The sequence below is a fragment of the Streptomyces actuosus genome (genome assembly GCF_016921115.1).
GTDB classification, from domain to species: domain Bacteria; phylum Actinomycetota; class Actinomycetes; order Streptomycetales; family Streptomycetaceae; genus Streptomyces; species Streptomyces actuosus_A.
Map to the genome: position 1 here is coordinate 94,828 of NZ_JAFFZS010000023.1, position 25,185 is coordinate 120,012.

At 73.2% G+C, this 25,185-nt stretch carries 18 protein-coding genes, 2 rRNA genes and 1 pseudogene; 5 read left to right on the plus strand and 16 right to left on the minus strand.

What is annotated here, in order from left to right:
- Window positions 1–528: 528 nt before the first annotated feature.
- The 4 genes from ald to pyrG form a co-directional block, all read right to left on the minus strand.
- Window positions 529–1,653, minus strand: coding sequence for an alanine dehydrogenase (gene ald, locus JS756_RS24760; RefSeq protein ID WP_205385401.1), 1,125 nt, complete (start codon window positions 1,651–1,653; stop codon window positions 529–531).
- A gap of 144 nt (window positions 1,654–1,797) precedes the next feature.
- Entirely contained in the window at window positions 1,798–3,855 is a 2,058-nt protein-coding gene (locus JS756_RS24765; RefSeq protein WP_205385402.1) for a tetratricopeptide repeat protein, read from the minus strand.
- 484 nt (window positions 3,856–4,339) lie between these two features.
- Window positions 4,340–4,966: an NUDIX domain-containing protein gene (locus JS756_RS24770; protein ID WP_205385403.1), complete on the minus strand. Its 627-nt coding sequence runs from the start codon at window positions 4,964–4,966 to the stop codon at window positions 4,340–4,342.
- A gap of 92 nt (window positions 4,967–5,058) precedes the next feature.
- Window positions 5,059–6,729: a CTP synthase gene (pyrG, locus tag JS756_RS24775; protein ID WP_205385404.1), complete on the minus strand. Its 1,671-nt coding sequence runs from the start codon at window positions 6,727–6,729 to the stop codon at window positions 5,059–5,061.
- Between the two features lie 513 nt (window positions 6,730–7,242).
- Between pyrG and JS756_RS24780 the strand changes: the two genes are divergently transcribed.
- The 3 genes from JS756_RS24780 (at window position 7,243) to JS756_RS24790 (ending at window position 12,615) form a co-directional block, all read left to right on the plus strand.
- The gene (locus JS756_RS24780) at window positions 7,243–9,045 is read left to right on the plus strand and encodes a glycoside hydrolase family 15 protein (RefSeq protein WP_205385419.1); all 1,803 of its coding nucleotides are present in this window, start codon (window positions 7,243–7,245) and stop codon (window positions 9,043–9,045) included.
- Window positions 9,046–9,386: 341 nt separating this feature from the next.
- Window positions 9,387–10,769 (plus strand): FAD-binding oxidoreductase, encoded by a 1,383-nt coding sequence (locus JS756_RS24785; protein ID WP_205385405.1) that lies wholly within the window; start codon window positions 9,387–9,389, stop codon window positions 10,767–10,769.
- 202 nt (window positions 10,770–10,971) lie between these two features.
- On the plus strand, window positions 10,972–12,615 hold the full coding sequence (locus JS756_RS24790; RefSeq protein WP_205385406.1) for a PucR family transcriptional regulator: 1,644 nt from the start codon (window positions 10,972–10,974) through the stop codon (window positions 12,613–12,615).
- Window positions 12,616–12,936: 321 nt separating this feature from the next.
- Here the strand turns inward: JS756_RS24790 and JS756_RS24795 are convergent, their stop codons facing one another.
- The 6 genes from JS756_RS24795 to JS756_RS24820 all read right to left on the minus strand — a co-directional run bounded on the left by JS756_RS24795 (window position 12,937) and on the right by JS756_RS24820 (window position 19,418).
- Window positions 12,937–14,070 carry a glycosyltransferase family 4 protein gene (locus JS756_RS24795; protein ID WP_205385407.1) on the minus strand — a complete coding sequence of 378 codons (1,134 nt, stop codon included), beginning with the start codon at window positions 14,068–14,070 and terminating at the stop codon, window positions 12,937–12,939.
- Between the two features lie 174 nt (window positions 14,071–14,244).
- A complete protein-coding gene (locus JS756_RS24800) occupies window positions 14,245–14,934 on the minus strand; it encodes a hypothetical protein (RefSeq protein WP_205385408.1) in 690 nt (229 codons plus the stop codon).
- Between the two features lie 292 nt (window positions 14,935–15,226).
- Window positions 15,227–16,969, minus strand: coding sequence for a DNA repair protein RecN (gene recN, locus JS756_RS24805; RefSeq protein ID WP_205385409.1), 1,743 nt, complete (start codon window positions 16,967–16,969; stop codon window positions 15,227–15,229).
- Window positions 16,970–17,349: 380 nt separating this feature from the next.
- Window positions 17,350–18,255 (minus strand): NAD kinase, encoded by a 906-nt coding sequence (locus JS756_RS24810; RefSeq protein ID WP_205385410.1) that lies wholly within the window; start codon window positions 18,253–18,255, stop codon window positions 17,350–17,352.
- Window positions 18,252–19,067 carry a TlyA family RNA methyltransferase gene (locus tag JS756_RS24815; RefSeq protein ID WP_205385411.1) on the minus strand — a complete coding sequence of 272 codons (816 nt, stop codon included), beginning with the start codon at window positions 19,065–19,067 and terminating at the stop codon, window positions 18,252–18,254. The genes JS756_RS24810 and JS756_RS24815 overlap by 4 nt, the downstream gene beginning before the upstream one ends.
- Window positions 19,068–19,124: 57 nt before the next feature.
- A complete protein-coding gene (locus tag JS756_RS24820) occupies window positions 19,125–19,418 on the minus strand; it encodes a hypothetical protein (RefSeq protein WP_205385412.1) in 294 nt (97 codons plus the stop codon).
- 42 nt (window positions 19,419–19,460) lie between these two features.
- Between JS756_RS24820 and JS756_RS24825 the strand changes: the two genes are divergently transcribed.
- Window positions 19,461–19,808: a sterol-binding protein gene (locus JS756_RS24825; RefSeq protein ID WP_205385413.1), complete on the plus strand. Its 348-nt coding sequence runs from the start codon at window positions 19,461–19,463 to the stop codon at window positions 19,806–19,808.
- Between the two features lie 25 nt (window positions 19,809–19,833).
- On the opposite strand, the pseudogene JS756_RS36965 reads toward JS756_RS24825, so the two are convergent.
- Both JS756_RS36965 and JS756_RS24835 read right to left on the minus strand, forming a co-directional pair.
- Window positions 19,834–20,400: pseudogene (locus JS756_RS36965) on the minus strand (ABC transporter ATP-binding protein); the annotation flags it as partial.
- Between the two features lie 153 nt (window positions 20,401–20,553).
- Complete coding sequence (locus JS756_RS24835; RefSeq protein WP_205385415.1) at window positions 20,554–21,582, minus strand: HAD hydrolase-like protein; 1,029 nt, start codon at window positions 21,580–21,582, stop codon at window positions 20,554–20,556.
- A 72-nt stretch (window positions 21,583–21,654) separates the two neighbouring features.
- Here JS756_RS24835 and JS756_RS24840 point away from each other — a divergent pair, with 72 nt between their 5' ends.
- Window positions 21,655–22,947: a DUF1015 domain-containing protein gene (locus JS756_RS24840; protein ID WP_205385416.1), complete on the plus strand. Its 1,293-nt coding sequence runs from the start codon at window positions 21,655–21,657 to the stop codon at window positions 22,945–22,947.
- Window positions 22,948–23,031: 84 nt separating this feature from the next.
- Here the strand turns inward: JS756_RS24840 and JS756_RS24845 are convergent, their stop codons facing one another.
- From JS756_RS24845 to JS756_RS24860, 4 genes are all read right to left on the minus strand, one after another.
- Entirely contained in the window at window positions 23,032–23,850 is an 819-nt protein-coding gene (locus tag JS756_RS24845) for a tetratricopeptide repeat protein (protein WP_205385420.1), read from the minus strand.
- Window positions 23,742–24,692 (minus strand): hypothetical protein, encoded by a 951-nt coding sequence (locus tag JS756_RS24850; protein WP_307791028.1) that lies wholly within the window; start codon window positions 24,690–24,692, stop codon window positions 23,742–23,744. Before JS756_RS24850 ends, JS756_RS24845 begins: the two co-directional genes overlap by 109 nt.
- 166 nt (window positions 24,693–24,858) lie before the next feature.
- Window positions 24,859–24,975, minus strand: a 5S ribosomal RNA gene (rrf, locus tag JS756_RS24855).
- Between the two features lie 102 nt (window positions 24,976–25,077).
- A 23S ribosomal RNA gene (locus JS756_RS24860) occupies window positions 25,078–25,185 on the minus strand; the annotation flags it as partial.

A 25,185-nucleotide genomic window follows, 5' to 3' on the forward strand; every position in this document is an offset into this window, starting at 1 on the left:
GAGCCGTGTGGGGGCTGCCTTGGCTCTGGCGGGCTGCGAAGGTTCGGACAGCGACGGAGCCGACAGCCTCGAGCCCCGTGGGGCCCTGGCCCCGCGTAGGCGTTCCTGGTTGACCACCCCCGGGAGAAAATGTCGACTCATTCACAAGTCGTCTTACCTCCTTGGTGACCAGGAAACTTCTAGACAAGGTCAGCGTGGCACCATGCCGACGGTTGGCGACTCTATGGCGTGTCGGGCGTCCGCAGCAACACAATCCGCCGGACCCGGCCCGATGTGTCGGCAATGAAACATCCCGCTGTCAAGGGCGTACGGCCGTCGCACGGCAGGTTTCGCCGGTGTGCGAATCGGTTGAAGGGATATGTTCGAGGCGAGTTGACCGAGAGCCGCAAAGTGACCATACACACATCCGGCCGGACCTTGTCGGGCAAGGTCCGGCCGGATGTGCGGTGTTGACGAGCCTTGTTGACGTATCGCCTTTTGCCGTCGGATGACTTGATCCCGCCGGTGTGCCGACCGGATCCGCCGGGGTCAGCCGAGGAGGGTCTCCAGCTCCACGGACTCCAGGCCGTGGGCCTCGGCGACCTCGCGGTAAACGACCTTGCCGTCATGGGTGTTGAGGCCCTTGGCCAGCGCGGCGTCGCGGCGGAGCGCCTCGACCCAGCCGTTGTTCGCGAGCGAGACGATGTACGGCAGCGTCGCGTTGGTGAGCGCGTAGGTGGAGGTGTTGGGCACCGCGCCGGGCATGTTGGCGACGCAGTAGAAGACCGACTGGTGGACCTCGAAGGTCGGCTCGGCGTGCGTGGTGGGACGGGAGTCCTCGAAGCAGCCGCCCTGGTCGATCGCGATGTCGACAAGGACACTTCCGGGCTTCATCCGGGAGACCAGCTCGTTGGTCACCAGCTTCGGGGCCTTGGCACCCGGGATGAGGACGGCGCCGATGACGAGGTCGGCCTCCAGGCAGGCCTTCTCCAGCTCGAAGGCGTTGGAGACGACGGTCTGGATCTTCGTGCCGAAGATCTTGTCCGCTTCCTTGAGCTTGTCGATGTCCTTGTCGAGCAGGGTCACGTGGAAGCCCATGCCGATGGCGATCTGCGCGGCGTTCCAGCCCGACACGCCGCCGCCGATGACGACGGCGCGGCCGGCCTGGACGCCGGGGACGCCACCGGGCAGCACGCCCCGGCCGCCGGCCGCGCGCATCAGGTGGTAGGCGCCGACCTGCGGGGCGAGACGACCGGCCACCTCGGACATCGGAGCGAGCAGCGGCAGGGCGCGGCTGGGCAGCTCGACGGTCTCGTAGGCGATGGCCGTGGTGCCGGACTCCAGGAGGGCGTCGGTGCACTCCTTGGAGGCGGCCAGGTGCAGGTACGTGAAGAGGGTCTGGTCCTTGCGGAGGCGGTGGTACTCCTCGGCGATGGGCTCCTTGACCTTCAGCAGCAGGTCGGCGGTGGCCCAGACCTCGTCGGCGGTGTCCAGGATGCCCGCACCGGCGGCCACGTACTCGTCGTCCGTGATCGAGGAGCCGAGACCGGCGCCGCGCTCGATGACGACCTGGTGGCCGTGGCGCACCAGCTCGTGCACACCGGCGGGGGTGATGGCCACCCGGAACTCGTTGTTCTTGACCTCGCGGGGGATACCGACCTTCACGTCGATCACGGTCCTTGGCTCAGGGGATGTGGTGCATTACTGGAGATACCCGGGCATGCGCGGACGGACCGGGCACACCGGGAGACACCGCAGGAGAACGTGCGGTAGAGCCAGTTTAATGAAGGTGTTCCGCCTGTCTAGCCTTTCATTGCATCAATCTTCAGGAGATGTACTGCGGATTTCGCAGGCGTTAGGGTCCTGTTCCGGCGCCGACCTGGGGTCCGGGGCTCCTTCTCCCAGCATGCGCCCGGCCATGCCGCGGTGGATCGCGGCCGCCGTCGGGTCGCCGAGGTGGTCCAGGGTGTCGGCCAGCCTCAGATGCAGTGCCGCCTGGAGCCGGACGTCGTCGGCGCGCCGCGCCCACTCCACCGCCTCCTGGCAGGTACGCAGCGACTCCGCGGGCCGCCCCGCGTACTCCTGCACCCGCGCCAGCTCGCTCAACGCCCGCGCCTGGGCCCCCACATCACCGCACCTGCGGTACCCGGCGACGGCCGCCCGCCACTGCCGCAGGGCCTCGCCGTAGCGGCCGGCGTAGGTGTGGGCCGCCGCAATGCGGCCGTACAGCCGGGCGGCGTCCGCCCGCTCGTCGCGGGCCAGCCGCCGGGCCAGCGCGCGGCCGAACCAGTCGGCGGCCCGGTCGAAGTCCCCGAGCTCCAGATGGGCACCGCCTACGGATTCCATCGCGCGGCCGGTCGCATACGGGTCGTCCGCCTCGCGTCCGGCGTCCAGCGCCGCCCGGTAGCGCGCCAGCGCCTCGGCGGTGCGGCCGGTGCGGGCGTCCAGGTCGCCGAGGTTGAGCAGGGCGGCGGCCTTCTCGCGGTGCAGGCCGCGCCGCTCGGCCACGTCGAGGACGAGGCGGTGGATGCCGTACAGGTCGGGCGCGGCCGCCTGGGTGCCGAAGTGCGCGACCATCGCTCTGACCAGCTGGGACATCAGCCGTCGGGCCAGGGTGTCGAGCTCCCCGTCGGCGACGGCGAGCCGGGCGGCCGCCAGCAGGGCGGGCCGCCGGACGAGCAGCCACTCCTCGGCCGCGCGGGGGCTGGGAAAACGCAGCGAGCGGGGCAGTCCCTGGAGTCTCTCCCGGGCCTCGGGATTGTCCGTCTCGGTGATCGCCCGGCAGGACTGCAGCAGGCGTACGGTCCGCTCCAGCATGCGGGCGCGGGCCAGCTGCACCTCGGCCGGCCGGTCCTGGGCCTCGGTGAGCGCCTTGAGCAGGGGGTGCAGGCAGCCCGGGACCTCGTACTGGGGCAGCGGCGAGTCCACGGTGCGCAGCAGGCCGAGGGCGACGAAGTCGTCCAGGGTGGTGCGGGCACCGCTGACCGAGCAGCCGGCCAGGGCGGAGGCGGTGTGCGGGTCCACGTATCCGGCCGGGGCCAGCGCGAGCAGTCGCAGTATCCGCGCGGCCGGGGCGGGCAGCGCGGTGTAGGCGAGCCGGAAGACCCTGGCCAGCGGGGTGCCCTCGTCGCCCTCGGCACGCAGCTGCTTGGCGAGGTCGGCGACGGCGGACTGGGGGCGCGCGGCGAGCCAGCCACCGGCCAGCATCAGCGCGGCCGGCTGCGCCTGGCACGCCTCGGCCAGGCCCTCGGCCGCCCGCGGGTCGACGGTGACCCGGACCGAGCCGGTGTGCCGGGACAGCAGTTCCAGGGCCGACTTGGTGTCCAGACCGCCCAGGGTGCAGGGGCGGACGTCGCTGATGCCGGTCAGAGGGCCCGCGGAGACGGCGACGAGGAGGCAGTCGGGGTTGTCCGGGAGCAGGGCGTCGACCTGCTCGGCGCCGTCCGCGTCGTCGAGCAGGAGCAGCATGCTGCGGTCGGCGAGGGCGTCCCGCAGGGCGGCGGTCAGGTCGTCCTCGGCGGCGCCGGGCGGGATCGGCCGGTCCAGGGCGGCGAGCAGGTCCCGGGCGATGCGCTCGACGGGGACCGGGGTGCCGTCGGGGTCGCTCAGGCGGGCCCGCAGCACACCGTCGGGGTAGCGGTCGGCCACCTGCCGGACCAGTTCCTCGGCGAGGGCCGTGCGCCCGGATCCGGGGCGCCCGGCGACGAGCAGCACGCGCGCGCGGGGTGCCTTCCTCCCGGAGATGGTGTCGAGGCCGGCGCGCTCGATGTCGGCGCGCAGCTCCTTCAACTCCCGTGTGCGGCCCAGGAACCGGTCCTCCGCGTCCGGGTGCCCCGACACCTGCACGCCGCCTGCGTCCACCGCCTGATCCGTCACGGGCCACACTCCCGTCCCACCGCGCGCGCGTAGCCCGCCGGGGCTCCGGCCGGGCGTCCGTTGCTGCGATCGGGACGGGGATCCACCGGCCGGCGACGCCCGGCAGGCCGTCCCGGTCACAGCACTGGTGCCCCGGCAAGCAGCATTCGCCCCGTCGCAACGCCCGGTACGCTCCCCCACCGCCCCGAGGGCGTGGGGGGTGCCCCGGTCGCCGCACCGCCCGAAACCCCGAGGACGTCCGGTAGGAGGGCTTCCGGCCGGCACTCCTCCAGGCTCTTCGAAGGGGGACGCCCAAAGCACGCACCGGACGCCGGTCCTCGACGGGCGAACGTTGTCTGCCGTGGTACAGGCAGAGCCTAGTTCACGCTCTGCAACGTCCCGGGTGGAGCGCGGCGGGGGCGTCGCCCGATCGGATCAGGCGATGGTCACACCAGCCCGGGCCGGGCGTCCGCGCCTCGCGGGGCGCCCGCCCTCGGGCAGGGCCTCACGCGTCGAAGGGCCGCGCCGGCCACGGCGCCAGGGCCGGCCGCAGCGCGTCGAGACCGGCGCCGTCCCGCGCCGCCGCCAGCGACAGGACACCGACGACGAGGCAGTTGTTGTGCAGTTCGCCCGCGAGCACGCCGCGCACCAGCTCCGTGACCGGGACACGGGTGATCTCCATGTCCGCCTCCTCGTGCTCCACCTCGAAGCGCTCGCCCTCCGCCTCGGACAGGCCCCGGGCCAGGAAGATCCGCACGGCTTCGTCGCAGCCGCCGGGCGTGGTGTAGACGTCGGTCAGCACCCGCCAGTCCTCGGCCTTGACGTGCGCCTCCTCGTACAGCTCGCGCTGCGCGGCGTGCAGCGGGTTCTCGCCGGGGACGTCGAGCAGCCCGGCGGGGATCTCCCACAGCTTCCGGCGCACCGGGTGGCGGTACTGGCGGATGACGATGACGCGGTCCGCGTCGTCCAGGGCCAGGACGGCGACCGAGCCCGGGTGGACCTGGTAGTCCCGGTGGACGACCGTGCCGTCGGGCATGACCACGTCGTCGGTGCGGACGGAGGTCTTGTTGCCCGTGAAGGGGGTCTTTGTGGCCCGGATCTCCCACTCCTCGGCGGTGTCCCTGATCGTCATGCCTGTCTTCCCCTGTCCTTCCACGTGCGCAGATGTGGCCGGGGCGCACACCAAGTGAATGGGTGCGCCCCGGCCACCGTACAACTGGTGTGCTACTTCGACGGGTCGTGCTCGCCCTCGGCCAGCCGGCGCTCGACGGCCGCCTTCACCAGCCCCGCGAACAGCGGGTGCGGACGGGTCGGCCGCGAGCGCAGCTCCGGGTGCGCCTGTGTGGCGACCAGGTACGGGTGGACGTCGCGCGGGTACTCGACGTACTCGACGAGCTTCCCGTCCGGCGAGGTGCCGGAGAACAGGATGCCCGCCTTCTTCTCCAGCTCGGCGCGGTAGGCGTTGTTCACCTCGTAGCGGTGACGGTGCCGCTCCTCGATGTACTCCTTGCCGTCGTACACCTCGCGCACGATGGAGCCCTCGGCCAGCTTGGCCGGGTACATGCCCAGGCGCATCGTTCCGCCCAGGTCCCCCTCTCCGGCGACGATGTCGAGCTGCTCGGCCATGGTGGAGATGACCGGGTGGGCGGTGGCCGGATCGAACTCGGTGGAGTTGGCGTCCGGGATGTCGGCCAGGTGCCGCGCGGCCTCGATGACGATGCACTGCAGGCCCAGGCACAGGCCGAGCAGGGGGATCCGGTTCTCACGGGCGTAGCGGATCGCGCCGACCTTGCCGAGCACGCCGCGGTCGCCGAAGCCGCCGGGGATGCAGATGCCGTCCACGCCGGCCAGCTGCGCCTTGGCGCCCGCCGGGGTCTTGCAGTCGTCGGAGGTGACCCACTTGATCTTCACGCGGGTCTTGTTGGCGAAGCCGCCCGCGCGCAGCGCCTCGGTGACCGAGAGGTAGGCGTCGGGCAGGTCGATGTACTTGCCGACCAGCGCGAGGGTGATCTCGTGGTCCGGGTTGTGGACGCGGTCCAGCAGGTCGTCCCAGGTCGTCCAGTCGACGTCGCGGAAGGGCAGGTCCAGCTTGCGGACGACGTAGGCGTCCAGGCCCTCGGTGTGCACGACCTTCGGGATGTCGTAGATCGAGCGGGCGTCGGGGCAGGCGACGACGGCGGCCTCGTCGACGTCGCACATCAGCGAGATCTTCCGCTTGATGGCGGTCGGCACCTCGCGGTCGCAGCGCAGCACGATCGCGTCCGGCTGGATACCGATGTTGCGCAGCGCCGCAACCGAGTGCTGCGTCGGCTTCGTCTTCAGTTCTCCCGACGGTCCGATGTAGGGCAGGAGGGAGATGTGGACGACGAACACGTTGTCACGGCCGACCTCGTGGCGGACCTGCCGGACGGTCTCCAGGAACGGCAGCGACTCGATGTCGCCGACCGTGCCGCCGACCTCGGTGATGACGACGTCCACCTCGTCGGTGGCCATGCGGCGGATGCGGTGCTTGATCTCGTTGGTGATGTGCGGGATGACCTGGACGGTGTCGCCCAGGTACTCGCCGCGGCGCTCCTTCGCGATCACCGTGGAGTAGACCTGGCCGGTGGTGACGTTGGCCGAGCCGTCGAGGTCGCGGTCGAGGAACCGCTCGTAGTGGCCGATGTCCAGATCGGTCTCGGCACCGTCGTTGGTGACGAACACCTCACCGTGCTGGAAGGGGTTCATCGTGCCCGGGTCGACGTTGATGTACGGGTCGAGCTTCTGCATCACGACGCGCAGGCCCCGTGCCTTGAGCAGCATGCCGAGGCTGGAGGCCGTCAGGCCCTTGCCGAGAGAGGAGGCGACACCCCCGGTGACGAAGATGTGCTTGGTCGTCGTTGTTTTGGGCGGCATGGCCAAGAGGGGGCTCCCGTGGTCGCGGTCTGGAGGGTGCGGTTCGGGGGCTTGTCACCCACCGGTCCACGGGCTACCAGGGTATCAGCGACAGGGACCGACGGCTTCCGGCCACACTGCGCGCACGCGCCGACACGGACACGGGACATGCGGCCGCCCCGGGCGCCGCGGGGAAGCCCGGCGCGGCCGCGCCGGGCTTCCCCGCCTCTCACCCGGTGCTCACCCGTTCGGCCGACGCGGGTTGCCCGGAGCGGGGCGCAGATCATCTACGTGCGTCGTATCCTGCTCGGACACTCGCTGCCGAGCCCGGCCGGGTCGACGGCACCACCCCCCGCCCGCAGATCACCGGAACAACGAGAGCTCGTCAGTTCGTTGAGCATGAGTTGTGGCTTTGCCATCGAGGCTGAGCGGCTGCTTTGCTTCACCGCTCAACGACGCTTTACAACAACCCCTTGACCGCACTAGCGACCGCCCCGTTCGCGGGGTGACGTGGCCGTTCGACTGGAGTTGCACGTGGCCGGGCGCATCGAAGACTACGCACTCATCGGAGACATGCAGACCGCGGCGCTGGTCTGCCGGGACGGCACGGTGGACTGGCTGTGCCTTCCCCGCTTCGACTCGCATGCCATCTTCGCCGGTCTGCTGGGCACCGAGGAACACGGCTTCTGGCGCCTCGGTCCGGCCCACGCCTCCGACGTGGAGCCGCCCGCCGCCGCCCGGCGCGGCTACCGGGGCGACTCGCTGGTGCTGGAGTCGGAGTGGGACACACCGCGCGGCACGGTCCGGGTGACGGACTTCATGCCCCCGCGTGACGGCGCCCCGCAGCTGATCCGGATCGTGGAGGGCGTCTCCGGCCGGGTGCCGATGCGGTCCACCCTGCGCATGCGGTTCTCCTACGGCAGGGTGGTGCCGTGGGTGCACAAGCACGACGGGCGCACGGTGGCGGTGGCGGGCCCGGACTCGGTGTGGTTCGACACCGACGGCGAGACCTACGGGAAGTCCCTGACGACGTACTCGGACTTCACCGTGGCACCGGGCGACCGGGTCGCGTTCACCATCTCCTGGCGCCCGTCGCACAAGGAGCCGCCGCCCCTGCCGGAGCCGGAGCAGTCGCTGGAGGCGACGGAGGAGTTCTGGCGCGACTGGGTGGAGCAGTGCACGTACCACGGCCCCTACCGGGAGGCCGTGATCCGCTCGCTGATCACTCTCAAGGCGCTGACCTACGCCCCCACCGGCGGCATCGTCGCCGCTCCCACCACCTCCCTGCCGGAGGACATCGGCGGCGTCCGCAACTGGGACTACCGCTACACCTGGCTGCGGGACGCGGCGATCACCCTGTCGTCGCTGCTGCGCACCGGCTACCGCGAAGAGGCCCGGGCCTGGCGCGAATGGCTGCTGCGCGCGGTCGCCGGCGACCCGGAGAACCTCCAGATCATGTACGGCATCGCCGGCGAGCGCGAACTGGGCGAGGCGGAGCTGGACTGGCTGCCGGGCTACGAGAAGTCGGCGCCGGTCCGGGTCGGCAACGGCGCCGCGCACCAGCTCCAGCTGGACGTGTACGGCGAGGTCACCGAGGCACTCCACCTGGCGCACATGACGGGCCTGGCCCGCAACGACTACGCCTCGCTGCTCCAGCTGAAGCTGATCCGCTACCTGGAGGACCACTGGCAGGAGCCGGACGAGGGCATCTGGGAGGTGCGCGGCCCGCGCCGGCACTTCGTGCACTCCAAGGTGATGGCCTGGGTCGCCGTGGACCGGACGATCAAGCTGATCGAGTCGGGCGACGCCGACGGGCCGCTGGAGCGGTGGCGCGAACTGCGCGACGACATCCACCGGGACGTGTGCGAGAGGGGCTACGACAAGGAGCGCAACACCTTCACGCAGTCCTACGGCTCGAAGGAGCTGGACGCGTCCTTGCTGCTCATCCCGCAGATGGGTTTCCTGCCGCCGGACGACAAGCGGGTCATCGGCACCATCGAGGCCATCCAGCGGGAGCTGTCCACGCCGGACGGTTTCATCCTGCGCTACCCGACCGAAGGGGAGAGCGCGGGCGTCGACGGCCTGCCCGGCGACGAGGGCGCGTTCCTGGCGTGCTCGTTCTGGATGGCGGACGACCTGGCGATGATCGGCCGCGTCGACGAGGCCCGCAAGCTGTTCGAGAAGCTGCTCTCCCTGCGCAACGACCTCGGTCTGCTCGCGGAGGAGTGGGACCCGCGGCGGCAGCGCCAGGTCGGCAACTTCCCGCAGGCCTTCAGCCACGTCCCCCTGATCGACACGGCCCTGCGCCTGACGGCTTCGGGGGCCTACGGAGGCTGAGGCGGGCGGAGGTCCCGCCCCCTCGCCCCCCTCGTGCGTCCCTGTGCCGGGGGCGACGCCGGCGCGGACGGCACACGGGCTCCCCCGCGCCCACGGCTTGCTCCACCGCGCCGCCCCGGCCGCGGCCGTCGCACACGGCCGGGGCGCACCGGGCATGCACAGCGGTGGCCGGGCCGTACCCGCGGACGTGCGGCGCTGTTCGGCGGACCCCAGGTCGCGCGGCATGAGGTGCTCCCCGCCGGGCGTCGGGCGGCGGCGAGCCGGGCCGTGTGGCGGTGAACATTCCCCGCCACAGCACTAGCCTGGAATCGGACATTTGCCCCGTGCGAAAGGGGGCGGCCATGGCTACCCCATCGAAGGCGGGCGCGGCTCTCACCGCACTCCGCGAGGATCTGGCCGGCGAGGTGTTCACCCCGTCCGACCCGGGCTACGACGAGGCGCGCATCGTCTTCAACGCCATGATCGACCTGCGCCCGGCGGCGATCGCGCAGTGCGCGAACGAATCCGACGTCGTACGGTCCGTGCGCTGCGCGCGGGAGCTGGACCTGCCGGTCGCGGTGCGCGGGGGCGGGCACAGCGTGGCGGGGATGGCACTGGGTGACGGCGCCTTCGTGGTCGATCTGCGCCGGATGCACGAGGTGACCGTCGATCCGGCGGCGGAGGCGGTCCGGGTGCAGGGCGGCGCGACGATGAGCCATCTGGACCGGGCCACCGAACCGTACCGACTCGCCACGACCGGCGGCCGGGCCTCGACCACCGGCGTCGGCGGCTATGTCCTCGGCGGTGGAAGCGGCTGGCTGGACCGCTGGTGCGGACTCGCCATCGACAATCTGCTGAGCGTCGAGCTGGTCACCGCCGACGGGGGACGGACCCACGCGAGCGCCGACGAGAACCCCGATCTGTTCTGGGCCCTGCACGGGGGCGGCGGCAACTTCGGCATCGCCACCGCGCTCACGCTGAAGCTGCACGAACTGCCCGCCTTCTCCATCGCACTGCTGCTCTACCTCCCGGAGCACGGCCCGGAGGTCACCCGTACGTACCGCGAGGTCATCGAGTCCGGGCCCCAGGAGGCGAGCGGCGGCGTGCTGTACTTCACCGGCCCGCCGGAGGAGTTCGTGCCGGAGCACCTCGTGGGCAGGCTGACCCTCGGCGTGCTGCTGACGTACGCCGGCCCGGAGGAGGACCTGCGCAAGCTGGCCCAGCCGCTGCTGGCGCTGCCGCACGAGGGGGAGATCGTCGGGGCGATGCCGTACGCCGACGTGCAGTGCATGATCGACGACCCGCCCGGGATGCGGAACTACTGGTCGGCCGAGTACCTGAACGGTGCCCCGGACGACTTCGTGGACGTCTTCTGCGGTCTCGCCGACTCCGTGCCGGTGCCCACAGGCACCCAGCACACGCTGTTGCCGCAGGGCGGCGCGATCGCCTCCGGACCGCACGACTACCCGGTGCCCTACCGGGACGCGCCGTGGGTCGTGCACCCGTTCGGCATCTGGGAGGACCCGGCCGACGACGCGCGGTGCGTCCAGTGGGTCCGCGACGTCCGCACCGCCGTCCAGCCCTGGAGCTCGGGAGCGACCTACCTCAACTTCATCGGCGACGAGGGCGCCGAACGGGTCGTGGCCGGACTGGGCTCGGAGAACCTCCGCCGACTGGCCGAGGTGAAGCGCGCGTACGACCCCGACAACGTCTTCCGGTTCAACCACAACATCGGCCCGGCCTGAGGACGGCGCGGGCGGGCCCGTCCGCGCTCCGGCAGGGCCCGCCCGCGTGCCGCACTCGGCCCGGCGCGTCGATCACCTCTCGCGCGGCCCGCTCCCCCTCGGTGACGCCGCCCTCCATGTACCCCTGGTTCGCGGGCCGGTGATCGTCCCGGTGACCGTCCGGAGATGTTGCCGGAACGTGCACGCAGGTAGCGTCCGCAGCATGGACACCCGCACCGACCACCGATTCGACACCCAGGGCGCCGGGATCACCGTGCAGCGGGCACTGGAGCTGCCGGGACTGCGCAGCGGGCTGCCCGAGGTGCTCGCGGGCGCCGACCGGCTGAACCGCACCGTGCGGTGGGTGCACGCGGGCGAGGTGCCCAACATCGCCTCCCTGCTCAAGGGCGGTGAGCTGCTGCTGACCACCGGCTACGGGCTCGGTACCCGTCCGGCGGAGCAGCGGGCGTTCGTGCGGACACTGGCGGAGCGGGGCATCGCGGCCCTGGTGATCGAGCTCGGCCCACGGTTCACCCGGCTGCCGGCGCCCCTGGTCGACACGGCACGCTCGGCCGGGCTGCCGCTCGTCCAGTTGCACCGCGAGGTGCCGTTCGTGACGGTGACCGAGGAGATCCACACCGAGATCGTCAACGGCCACTACGCGCTGCTGCAGCGGGCGGAGGAGGTGCACCGGCGCTGCACCGAGGCCCTGCTCGGCGGCGGCGGGGTACCGCAGGTCCTCGGCATCCTGGCGGACTTCAGCGGCAACCCGGTGTTCCTGGAGACGGCGGACGGCCGGCTGCTGTACGCCGCCGGCGCCGGACCCGAGGGCGCGGACCCGCTGCAGGTCTGGGAGGGCCTGCGCGGCCAGCACAAGGACGCGCCGCCGCCGTCGGGTTCGGTCCTGGTGGACGTGCCGGGCGGCGGGGCCGGAGCGGGCGCGGTGCGGGCCCGTCTGGTGCTGCTGCCGGTACGGTCCCCCCTCTCACCCGTGCACCGCATCGCCGCCGAGCGAGCGGCGGGGATCCTGGCGGTGGTGCTGATGCAGGCCCGGCAGGAGGAGGAGCTGGCCGCACGCGGACGCGGCGACTTCCTGACCGACCTCGCCGAGGGCCGGATCACCGAGGAGGACGCCCCGGCGCAGGCCCGCGTACTGGGCTTCAGGCCGGGCGCCGGGCCGCTGCTGCCGGTCGTGATGCGACTGGACGACGCTCTCTCCCCCGGCGGCGGCTGGGCGGTGCTGGCGCGGGCGGTCGCGGAGGAACTGGCCTCGGTGGGCGTGCCGGTGCTGCTCGGTGTGCGGCCGGTGGAGGGCCGCGTCCTGGTGCTGCTCGGCCTGCGCTCGGAGCCGGAGCGCGCGGCCGTCGCGGACCGGGTCGCGGCAGCGCTGCGGGCCGGGGTCGAGCGGGCGGGGATGCGGCGGCCGGGCGGGCAGCCGCCGGTCGTGGTGGTCGGCGTCGCGGGCGGCTGGGCGGCGGTGTCCGCGGGTCTCAGGCACGCGGCGGAGACGGCGACCGCGGCGCAGGGCCTCACCGACCGCCCCTGGTACGACGCCCGCCGCCTCGACATCGACCTTCTGCTGTGGCGGCTGCGCGACCATCCGGACCTGGCGGCGTTCGTGGACCGCGCCATCGGTCCGCTCCGTGACCACGACCGCCGCTCCAGACCGCCTCTGCTGCCCACTCTGGAGACCTACCTCGCCCACGCCGGCCGCAAGGCGGAGACGGCCCGCGAACTGCATCTGAACCGGCAGACCCTGTACAACCGGCTGGCCCGGATCGGCGAACTGCTCGGCACCGACCTGGACGACCCGCAGACGGTGCTGGCGTTGAGCCTGGCGCTGCGGGCGCGGCGGCACGTCGGCTGAGGACCTGCCGGGTCCCCCCGCCCGCGCCGTGCGGAGCCCGGTCCCGCGCGGGTCTCCCGACCGGCGCGGGTTCCGTGACCGGAAGGGTCCGCCGGCGGGATCGCGGCGACGCCGCGGACGTCCACCGGAGGCGTCACCGACCTGCCGAACAGCTCACCCGGTGCCGGGACCGGGAAGCCTCGCCGGAGAGTGCAGGACGTCCGGTGCGATGTACAGCACGGTGGAGGGTCGCCCGCGCAGGGGGCGTACGCGGGCGATCCCGGCAACGCGGCGAGGTACCGCGCCAGACGCAGCGAGCACGACGTGGCTTTCCCACACGCGCTAGACGAGCGGCCGGGGCTGGGTCAACTCGTCGTAGACGCTGAGGACCTGGGCGACCGTCTCGTCCTCGGTCGGCCAGGTGGCCGCCTGCCGTGCCGCGTTGTCCCGCAGTTCCCCGCGCCGCGCGGGGTCGCCGAGCAGCCGGACGACCGCCGCGGCGAGGGCCGCGGCGTCCGCCTCGCGGACGAGTTCGGCGGCGTCGCCCACCAGTTCGCGGATGCCCGGGGTGTCGACGGCGACCAGCGGGACCCGCGCGTGCAGGGCCTCCTGCGCGAGCACCGAGCGCGCCTCCCGGCCACCGGGCAGCAGTGCGAGATCGGCGGCCGCGAGCAGTTCGCCCACGTCGTCGCGGCGCCCGACGAGCCGCACCGGCAGTTCCTCGCGCTCGACACGGCCCTGGAGAGGGGCCCGCAGCGGCCCCTCCCCGGCGACGACGAGCAGGGGCGGTGGGACGAGCCGGCGCCAGGCACGCGCCGCGTCCAGCAGGACGTCGTAGCCGCGATGCCGGTCGAGCGAGCCCACGGCGACGAGCAACGGGCGTCCCGTGGACCCCAGTTCGGCGCGCAGCTTGGGCCGGGGCCGCTCGGGTTCCTCCGCTCCCGGGACGGGACGCCGGCCCGGCAGGCCGACCGCCGCGAGCCGCGCGTCGCGCGCACCGGTGCGGCGGGCCCGGTCCACCAGGTCCGAACTGGTGCCCAGCACCACGGCGGCGGCCTTCACCACCCGCCGCTCGAGCAGGCGCACCAGGTGGGCGCGTGCCCCTTCGGCGTAGGCGTGGTTGTGCCAGGTGACGACGAGCGGGGTGGTGCGGCCGCTGAGCGCCAGGACGGCCCGGAAGGAGGCGTGCAGACCGTGCGCGTGCACCAGGTCGGCGTCGGTGCAGGCCGCCCGCAGGGCGGCGACGGAGGCGGGGTCGCTGCTCCGCGGGACGTGCGCGTGGTCGGCGCCGGTCGCGGTGAAGCCGTAGGCGTGATCCGCCTCGGCGGGGGCGCACACCGTGACGCGTACACCCCGCGCGACGAGCCCGGCGGCCAGGGAGCGCACGTGGGCGCTGCTGCCGGCGTTGCCTCCGCCCAGCACCTGCACGGTGCGCAGCGGCGACTGGCCGTGCGGTGTGGGGCTGATCGGGCTCACGTGGCCGGGGCTCCTGGTTCGGCGTCGGGTGGTCACGAAGAAACGTACAGAAGGATCACGCGCCGGGTGTGTGCCGCGCAGAGGCCTCCCGGCGCCCCGCCAAGGATGCCAGGACACACGTGCGTTCCGGGACGACGGGGGCGCGCGCCCGGTCAGCGCTCACTCCCACATCACTCACACGAGTGAACGAGCCGCCTCGCTCACCCGGTCCCCGCACACCGCGGCGGCCACGAGCGCGGCGGCGTGCACCAGCAGCCCGGCCCGCCCGTTGCCCGCGACGACGGCCGCGCCGAGAGCCGCACCCAGCGCGTGCGCGCCGGTGTCCCCCAGCATCGCGCGCTCCCCCAGATCGTCGGGGAGCGCGGCCGCCGCGGCCCCGGCGGCGACGGCGGACAACTCGCCCGCAGGCCCGGCCCGCAGCAGCCCCGGTGCCGCGAGGGCGAGCACCGCACCGGCGGCCCGGCCGGGCCGTACGTCGACGAGGTTGACGAAGTGGGCGGCCCCGGCGATCACCACCCCGGCGAGCACGCGGTCGGCCGGCCGCTCCTTGAGCAGGGTCCCCGCGGCGAGCCCGGCCGCCGAGACCCCGAACAGCTTCACGGCTCCGCTGGTGACGTCACCGTGCCGCAGCGCACCGAGGTGGTCCCGGAAGCCGCGGCGCGGATCACCGGCCCCGGCCACGTCGTCGTAGGCCCCGCAGGCCCCGGCGGCGGCCACGGCGAGCCCGGCCGCGGGCCGCACCCGCGCGCCCGCCACAGCCGCGGCGAAGGCGACCGCTGGGCCCGGGTACAGCGCGGCGGTGGCGGCCCGGGCGAGGCCGCAGGCGAGGGCGAACGAGAGACTCCGCGGGGCGCGTCCGGTCATCCCGCCACCCTACGGACCCGTCGTCCGCGCGTCCCCCCGCATCGCTTCCCCCGCCGGCCGCACGCCATCCGGCCCGCGCCCCGTGCGGGACCCGGCACGCCCGCGTTGCAGCAGCGATCCGTCGCGCCGATGCCGACGGCTGCCCCCGCGCGCCGGGCGCGGGCGCGCGGCGCGGCGCACGCCGGTCACCCACCCGCACCGCGGAGGGAGCCGGCCGTGGCGCCGGTCGGCTGCTCGCCCCCGCAGGGTGCCGGGCGGGCGGTCGGTGTCCCGTTCGCCGCGGGCCAGGGCGTCAGCGGTCGGCGCGGGCCGTCGCCAGCAGTTCCTCCGCGTGCGCGCGAGCGGTCTCGGAGTCCTCCTGGCCGGCGAGCATCCGGGACAGCTCGCGCACGCGGTCCTCGCCCTCCAGCACCTTCACGCCGGAGCGGGTCACGGAGCCGTCGTTGGTCTTCTCCACGAGCAGCTGCCGGTCCGCGAAGGCGGCCACCTGCGGCAGATGGGTGACGACGACGACCTGCGCACTCCTCGCCAGCTTCGCCAGCCGCCGCCCGATCTCGACGGCGGCCCTGCCGCCGACCCCGGCGTCGACCTCGTCGAAGAGGTACGTCGGCACGGGGTCCGTGCCCGCGAAGACGACCTCGACGGCGAGCATCACACGCGACAGCTCACCGCCCGACGCGCCCTTGGCGATCGGCCGCGGCGGCGCCCCGGGATGCGGGGCGAGCAGCAGCTCCACCTCGTCGACTCCCGACGGCCCGTAGGCGACCGTGCGCCCGCCGACCTCGACGCCCTCCGGGTCCTCGGTCTGCCGGATGGCGAAGGACACGCGCGCGTGCGGCATCGCCAGCGAGGCCAGCTCGGCGGTGACGGCGGCGGCGAACCGCTCGGCGGCCTCCGTCCGGGCGTCCGTCAGCACCTGTGCCAGTCCGCCCAGTTCGCTCCGCAGCGCGTCCCGCTCGGCGGTCAGCTCCCCGATCCGCTCGTCGTCGCCGTCCAGCTCGTTCAGGCGGGCGGCGCTCTGCTCGGTCCAGGCCAGCACGGCGGCGACGTCCTCGCCGTACTTCCGCGTCAGCCCGGTCAGCGCGGCCCGCCGCTCCTCGACGGCCGACAGTCGCAGCGGATCGGCGTCCAGGTCGTCGGCGTATCCGGCCAGTTCGCCGGCCACGTCGCCGAGCAGGATCCCGATCTCCCCGATCCGGTCGGCGAGCGCGGCCAGCGCCGGATCGTGCGACCGTACGGCCTCCAGGGCCCGCTGGGCGCCAGCGACGAGGGTGGCCGCGTCGATGCCCTCGGGGTCCTCCGGGTTGCCCGCGAGAGCGGCGTGCGCGGCGGTCGCGGCCGACGACAGCGCCTCGGCGTGGCCCAGCCGCTCGGCCTCCTCGGCGAGCTCCACGTCCTCCCCGGGACGCGGCTCGACCGCGGCGACCTCGTCCAGCCCGTACCGGAGCATGTCGGCTTCCTGAGCCCGCTCCCGCGCACGCGTGGTGATCTCCTCCAGCTCCGCGGAGAGCGCGCGCAGCCGACGGTGGGTCTCGGTGTACTCGGCGAGCGGCACGCCCACGGCGTCCCCGGCGTACCGGTCCAGCGCCTGACGCTGTCGGGACAGCTTCAGCAGCCCCTGCTGGTCCGTCTGTCCATGCACGGCCACCAGGTCGTCGGCGAGTTCGGCGAGGAGCCCCACCGGCACCGACCGGCCGCCGAGATGCGCCCGCGAGCGCCCCTCGGCCGAAACGGTACGGCTGACCAGCAGCGCCCCGTCGTCCAGCTCCGCCCCTGCCTCCTCGGCCCGCACGACGGCGGTGGCACCGGGCGCCACGGCGATGCGCCCCTCCACGACCGCCTTGCCTGCGCCGATCCGCACGAGGGCCGGATCCGCCCGCCCGCCCAGCAGCAGCCCGAGGCTGGTGACCACCATGGTCTTGCCCGCACCCGTCTCACCGGTGACGGCGGTGAACCCGGGGGACAGCTCGACGACGGCGTCGTCGATGACTCCGAGTGACCGTATCCGCATCTCTTCCAGCACGGTGAAGACCATACGAGGTCCGGGCCGGGGAGTGCGACCGCCCCGGCTGTGTCACTCCTGCGGGGGCGTGCCGGGGCCGCACGAGCGGGCTCCGCCTGACCCGCGACCCCCGGACGGCCGGGCGCGTCCGCCACCGGAGGGCCGGGGGCGGGATGCCGGGCGGGCGCGGCCCGCCGCAGGGACGGGTGCGTGCGACGGACGGGCGCCGCGCGCGTCGTCGCGGCGGACGGCCGGTGCCGACCGGTCACGTGGGCAGCGTCCGCCTCGTCGTGCCGGGACGGCACGCACGAGCTGGTCCGGCGCAGTCCCCTGAGGTTCGGCAGCGCGCCGAGAGGCACGGGGAACCGCGCGGCCGACGGACGTCATACCGCGGCATGTCCCGGGGGAGCGCTTCAGTGCGGTGCCCCCCGCCACCCGGAGACCGGCAGCGCGAACTTCGCCACCAACCGGTCCGTGAAGGACGCGTGGTGCAGCCGGGCGAGCCGCACGGGCACGGCACCCCGCCGGACCTCCACACGCGCCCCCGGCGGCAGCTCCACCGTCCGCCGCCCGTCGCACCACAGCACGCCGGGCGGAATGTGCGGCAGCACCTCGACCGCGAGCACGGAGTCCGGCGAGGTCACCAGCGGCTTCGCGAACAGCGCGTGCGCGCTGATCGGCACCATCAGCAGCGCCTCCACCTCCGGCCACACCACGGGCCCGCCGGCGGAGAACGCGTACGCGGTGGAGCCGGTGGGTGTCGACAGCACGATCCCGTCGCACCCGAACCCCGTCACCGGACGCCCGTCGACCTCCAGCACCACCTCGAGCAGTTTCTCCGCGCCGGCCTTCTGCACGGCGGCCTCGTTGAGCGCCCAGTCGGTGTGCACGATGTCGCCGTTGCGGTGGACGACGACGTCGACGGTCATGCGCTCCTCGACCTCGTACGAGCGCGCCACCACCCGGTCGACGACCTTGTCCAGGTCGTCCCGCTCGGCCTCGGCGAGGAAGCCGACCCGGCCGAGGTTGACGCCGAGCATCGGCACCCCGGACGCCCGCGCGAACTCGGCGCCGCGCAGCAGCGTCCCGTCACCGCCGAGGACGATGAGCAGTTCACACCCGTCGAGGCACTGCGGGGTCGCCTCCTTGACCGTCTCCACCTCGTCGGGCAGAGGCAGGTCCAGCGCCTCGTACTCCAGGACGCGCACCCCGATGCCGGACCGCAGGAGTCCCTTGACCACGAGCTCCGCACTGCGGATGGCCGCAGGCCTTCCCGTGTGGGCGAGCAGGAAAACAGTACGAGCTCGGTTCGGTGTCAACGCGGCCCCTCCGCCACTGCACGGTCAACGTCGGCCGGGTCCAGGGCGGGCGCCCCGGCACACAGCCACAGAAAGTACTCGACGTTCCCGGACGGCCCGGGCAACGGACTGGCGGTGACACCCTTCACCCCGAGCCCCAGTTCCCACGCCTTCTCGGCCACGCCCCGCACGGCTTCCGCCCGCAGCTGCGAACTCCGCACGACACCCCCGCTGCCCAGTCGCTCCTTACCCACCTCGAACTGCGGTTTGACCATCATCACCAGATCGGCGTCCGGCGTCACGCACCGCACCAGGGCGGGCAGCACCAGCCCGAGCGGGATGAAGGACAGATCTCCCACGACTAGCTCCACCGGCACTCCGTCGATCACGTCGAGCGTCAACTCGCGTACGTTCGTACGGTCCTTGACGGTGACGCGTTCATCGCTCTGCAGAGTCCAGGCGAGTTGCCCGTACCCGACGTCGACGGCGACGACGTGCGCGGCCCCCGCGCGCAGCAGGACGTCGGTGAAGCCGCCCGTGGACGCGCCGGCGTCGAGCGCCCGCCGCCCCCGCACGGCAAGGCCCTGCGGTACGAAGGCCTCCAGCGCCCCGGCGAGCTTGTGCCCGCCGCGGGAGACGTAGTCGGGATCGCTGCCGTCGGCGGTGACGACGATCGCGGCGGCGGTCTCCACCTGCGTGGCCGGTTTGGTCGCGACGGTCTTGCCGACGGTGACCCGCCCGGCGGCGATCAGCTGACTGGCGTGCTCACGCGAGCGCGCGAGCTTCCGGCGGACCAGCTCCGCGTCAAGACGGCGGCGTGCGACTCCTGCCACGTTCGGTTCAGCTCCTGTTCCCGTACGACGAATCCGAAGGGTGCGACCCGAAGGGTCTCATTGCGGGGTGGCGGCCGGGGCCGTGCGCCGCGGTTCGGGCGCCGGCGGTCCCGGGCGGGTGTCGAGCGCGGTCAGCGCGTCGCGCAGCCCCCCGTGTACATCCTCGTACACCTCGACGTGCCCGTCCGTGGTGAGGTGGTCGGCGTCGGCCAGCCGCTCCAGGACGGCGTCGACGCCGGCGTTGCCGGTGGGGGCGCGGGGCACGTCCAAGGGGGCCGTGGCGGCCGGGCCCCCCTCGGGCTCCTCCGCGTGTTCCGCCGGTACGTCGGCTCCGGGCAGGGTGTCGCTCATGCCCAGACGCTACCCCGAACCACTGGGGTACCGTCGATCGCGATGGCCACGATCGAGGAGTGCCGCGCCGCACTCGAGAAGCTTTCGGACAACATGCAGCAGACCGAGGGGAACGTCCGCGAGGCGGTGTCCCTGGACCGTTCGGTGAGCTGCCACATCAAGGACCTGGACGTCACCTTCGTCGGGCGGATGACCGGCGGCCGGATCCGGGTGGACGACACGCTCCTGGGGTCGCCGCGGGAGCGGGCCGAGATAAGGCTGGCCATGTCGGGGGACGACCTGGTCGCCCTCGTCGACGGCGACCTGCACTTCGCCCGGGCCTGGGGCTCGGGGCGGGTGCGGCTGGAGGCCGGGCTGATGGACCTGTTCCGGCTCAGGAAGCTTCTCTAGTGCCGCGGCAGGCAACGTTCGCCCGTCAAGGAGCGGCGTCCGGTGCGTGCTCCCGGTGTGCCGGCCGGAAGCCCTCGTACTGGATGTACTCGGGCTTTCGTCCGGTGCAGCGAGAGTGCGTGCCGGACGCCGCGACGGGGCGAACGTTGCCTGATGCGGCACTAGCCGCCGCGCGGGCGTGTGTCCGGCGCGCCGCCGGCACCACCAGCGGCGTCCCCGTCTCCGGCCGTCGATGACTCGGCAGCGCAGCCGGAAGATCTTCTCGACCGGTTCGGCGGTGACCATGTCGCCCGGCACCCCCTGCGCGACGACCCGGCCGTCCCCGAGCGCGACGAGGTGGGTGGTGGGCGGCGTGGTTGAGGTCGCGGAGCGCGGCGACCTGTGTGCGGCCCTGCTCCTCGTGCAGTGCCGCACACAGGTCGAGCACGTCGATCTGGTGCTGGACGTCGAGGCAGGTGGTGGGCTCGTCCCGCAGCAGCGGGGTCTGCTGGGCCGGCGCCGTCGCGATCCACACGCGCTGCCGCTGCCCGCCGGACAGCTCGTCGACGTACCGGTCGGCGAGTTCGGCGACACCCGTCTGCCGCACCGGCTCCAGCGCCAGGGGCGGGCAGCGATCCGGCGGCCGTGAAGGGCAGCACACGGACACAGTCGGGTTGGCCCACCCTCACCACATCTCCGGATCCGGGATTCACGGCGGCCCCGCTCCCGCACCCGGGACCGTCCGCCCGCCGCCCCGCGCCCGGCCTCACAACCCCAGCCGGGCCAGCGCCTTGCCCGCGTCGAGGCCGCACGAGCCCTCGCCGGCCGCGGTCCAGGCCGCCGCACACAGCGCGCGCAGGCCGTCCAGTGCTTCCCCGTCTCCGTCGAGTTCCAGCCGCTCCGCACCGGCCGACGCCGTCCACCCGCCGCACCGGAACCCGTCGCCCGTCCCCGTCACCTCGGGCTGGCCGCCGAGCATGCCCCGCAGATCCGCGTCCACGTACGTCGGCCGGTGCTGCGGCGGCGCGGCCAGCAGCAGGGCTCCGTCGGTGACACCGGTCAGCACGAGCAGCGAGTCGACTCCGCCGTTGAACGCGCCCTCGATGTCCGTGTCGAGCCGGTCACCGACCACCAGAGGCCGCTCGGCCCCGGTCCGCAGGATCGTCTCCCGGTGCATGGGCGGCAGCGGCTTGCCCGCCACCTGCGGCTCCGCGCCCGTCGCGATCCGCACGACCTCCACCGCCGCTCCGTTGCCCGGCGCGATGCCGCGGCCGCTCGGGATCGTCAGGTCGGTGTTGGACGCGAACCACGGCACTCCGCGGGCGATGGCGTACGACGCCTCCGCGAACCGCCCCCAGGCCAGATCGGGCCCGCCGAACCCCTGCACCACCGCCGCCGGGTCGTCGTCGGCGGACTCCACCGGCTCCAGACCCCGCTCCCGCAGCGCCACCCGCAGCCCCTCGCCCCCGACGACCAGCACCCGCGACCCCGCGGGCAACTGCTCGGCGATCAGCCGCGCCACCGCCTGCGCGGAGGTGATCACGTCCTCCGCCCCGGTCGGTATCCCCAGCTCGGTCAGGTGGGCGGCCACCGCGTCCGGGGTCCGCAGCGCGTTGTTCGTGACGTACGCCAGATGCATGCCGCCGGACCGGACGACGGCGAGCGAGTCCACCGCGTGCACGATCGCCCGCCCGCCCGCGTACACCACGCCGTCCAGGTCGAGCAGCGCCGTGTCGTACGCCTCGCTCAGGGCACGGGCACTGCCCTCGGGCCTCGTCCTGACGCTCTGGCTCATTCCGCACCGCTCCTAGGTCGCTCGCTTTCCCCCGATCATCCCGCATGCCACCGACACACGTACGATGCCGGGATGAACTCTGCAGGTCACTCGGAAGCAACGGCGCCCCGAGGCCTGGAACTGACCCCGTTCCGAGGCCTGCGCTACGACCCCGACCGGGTCGGCAGTCTCGCCGCCGTGACGTCCCCTCCGTACGACGTCGTCGTCCGCCCCGACGGCCTGCATCATCTCGAGGCCGCCGACCCGCACAACATCGTCCGTCTGATCCTGCCGCAGGCCGTCACCCCCACCGCCCGCAACGAGCAGGCAGCCGGCACCCTGCGCCGGTGGCGCGCCGAGGGCGTCCTGACCGCCGACGCCGAGCCGGCCCTGTACGTGTACGAGCAGCGCGACGGCGAAGGCATGCTCCAGCGCGGCCTCATCGGCGCCCTGCGCGTGTCCGAGCCGTCGGACGGGGTCGTCCTGCCGCACGAGGACGTCATGCCGCACGTGGTCGCCGACCGCGCCGCCCTGATGCGCGCCACCTCCGCCAACCTCGAACCGCTGCTGCTGACCTACCGGGGCGACGACACGGTGGCCGCCACGACCAAGCTGGTCGAGCGCACGGCCGAACTTCCCCCGCTGCTGTCCACCACCACCGAGGACGGCTTCAGCCACCGCCTGTGGGCCGTCACCGCGCCCACCGACGTGGCCCGCGTGCAGGCGGAGCTGGCGGAGCACCAGGCACTCATCGCCGACGGCCACCACCGCTGGGCCACCTACCTCCGCCTGCGGGCGGAGCACCCCTCCCCCAGCCCCTGGGACTACGGCCTGGTCCTCCTCGTGGACACCGCCCGCTACCCGCTGCGCGTCCGTGCCATCCACCGTCTTCTGCACGGCCTGCCGGTCGCCGACGCCGTGGCCGCGCTGGACGGCCTGTTCCGCGTACGGCGGCTGGAGGCACCGCTCGCCGAGGCCCTGGCAGCCCTCGCCGACGCGGCCTGCGACAGCAACGCGTTCCTGCTCGCCGGCGACGGCGCCTTCCATCTGATCGACCGCCCGGACCCCGGGCTGCTGGCCCGCGCTGTCCCCGCCCACCGCCCGGCGGCCTGGCGCACCCTCGACGCCACGGTCCTGCACGCAGTGCTGCTGGATCAGGTCTGGCACATCCCCGAGGACTCCCCAGCCCACATCGCCTACATCCACGACACGGCCGCCACGGTCGCGAAAGCGGAACGCGACGGCGGTACGGCCGTCCTGATGCATCCGGTGCGCGAGGACGTCGTCCGCGAGCTGGCCCGCCAAGGCGTCACGATGCCCCGCAAGTCGACCTCGTTCGGGCCGAAGCCGGCCACGGGTCTGGTCCTGCGGGCACTGGAGCCCTGAGACACGCCGCGAACACCGGGAACGAAGAAGGGGGGTGGGTCCCGATCGGGTCCCACCCCCCTTCTTCGTGACGGTGTGCGGTTGTCAGACGTCGCCGTCGCGCGCGTCCTCGTCGGCGGAGGCGCGCTCGCCCTCGGTCACGTCCGGGGTCGCGCCCTCGGCGGAGGGCGCGGTCCCGGTCGAGGGCGCGGTCTCGGCCGGGGCCTCGTTCGCGGCCTCGTTCTCGTCGAGGGCGTCGACGAACTCCACGCCGTCCAACTCGGCAAGCCGGTCGGAGGCGTCCGTGCTGCCGTCCCGGTCGGCCTCCACGGCCTTGGCGAACCACTCCCGGGCCTCACCCAGGCGGCCGGCGGCCAGCAGCGCGTCGGCGTACGCGTACCGCAGGCGCGCGGTGAACGGCTGGACGGAGTGGGAGGCCAGCTCGGGGCTCTGGAGCGTCACGATGGCCGCGTCCAGCTGCCCCATGTCGCGCCGAGCGCCGGCCGCGACGAGCCGCATCTCCACCTGGCCTGCCTTGTCGAGCTTGTGCACCTCGGAGGCCCCGGCCATGTCCAGCGCCTTCTCCGGCCGCCCGAGCCCACGCTCGCAGTCCGCCATGACGGGCCACAGTTCCACGCTGCCGGTCATCCGTCGAGCCGCCCTGAACTCGGCGAGCGCCTCGGAGTACTTCTGGTTCGCGTACGCCGCGAACCCGGCCGCCTCCCGCACGGCGGCGACCCGCGACGCCAGTCGGAGCGCCACGCGGGAGTAGCCGTAGGCCCCCTCGGGGTCCTCGTCGATGAGCCGCGCGACCATCACCAGGTTCTTGGCGACGTCCTCCGCGAGCGTCTTGGGCAGGCTCTGCAGTTCCTGCCGTACGTCCTTGTCGATCTCGTCGCCCGTGACGTCCTCCGGGATGGGCAGCCGCTTGATCGGCTCCCGGTCCCGGTCCCGCTCGTCGCGGAACCGCCCACCACCACTGCGCCGGTCGTCACGCCGGTCGTCGCGACCGCGGAACCCGCCCGGCCGGCCGCCCCGGTCGTCGCGGCGCGGCCCACGGCCACCGCGGTCGTCACGGCCCCGGAAGCCACCGCGGTCGTCACGGCGGTCGTCACGGCGGAAACCACCACGGTCACCCCGGTCGTCACGCGGACGGACGTCACGGTCACGATCGTCACGCCGCTCGCCACGGCGGTCGTCACGCCGGAAACCACCGAGGTCACCACGGTCGTCACGCCGGTCGTCACGGCGGAAACCACCACGGTCACCACGGTCGTCACGCGCCCTGTATCCGCCCCCCTCGCCACGGTCGTCACGGCGGTAGGGCCGATCCCGGTGGTCACCCCGGTCGTCACGGCGGAAACCACCACGGTCACCACGGTCGTCACGCCGATCGTCACGGCGGAAACCACCACGGTCGTCACGCGCCCTGTATCCGCCCCCCTCGCCACGGTCGTCACGGCGGTAGGGCCGATCCCGGTGGTCACCCCGGTCGTCACGCCGATCGTCACGCCGGAAACCACCACGGTCACCACGGTCGTCACGCGCCCTGTATCCGCCCCCCTCGCCACGGTCGTCACGGCGGTAGGGCCGATCCCGGTCGTCACCCCGGTCGTCACGCCGATCGTCACGCCGATCGTCACGCCGGAAACCACCACGGTCACCACGGTCGTCACGGCGGTCGTCACGCCCGCGGAAGCCGCGGTCGCTGTCGCGACGGTCGTCGCCGCGCCGGAAGCCGCCGCGGTCCGCCCGGTGGGCGCCACGGTCCCCGCGGTCCCCACTGTCCCGTCGCCGCTGGTCGCGCTCCGGTCGGTCGTCGGGAGAGTTGGTGGACATCGGTGACTCCTGTCTTCGGTACCGCAAACATTGTAAAAACAAAAGGACCCCTGGTCCCAGCTGAACGCTGGGACCAGGGGTCCTCCAAAGATTGTTCGGCGGCGTCCTACTCTCCCACAGGGTCCCCCCTGCAGTACCATCGGCGCTGTAAGGCTTAGCTTCCGGGTTCGGAATGTAACCGGGCGTTTCCCTCACGCTATGACCACCGAAACCCTAATGGTTTCGAGCGAACAAGCACACTCTTCTGTTGTCGTTCTGCTCAAAGCCGGCAACTGTTCGTTGCCTCAGAACTGACAGTGGACGCGAGCAACTGAGGACAAGCCCTCGGCCTATTAGTACCGGTCAACTCCACCAGTCACCTGGCTTCCATATCCGGCCTATCAACCCAGTCGTCTACTGGGAGCCTTACCCCATCAAGTG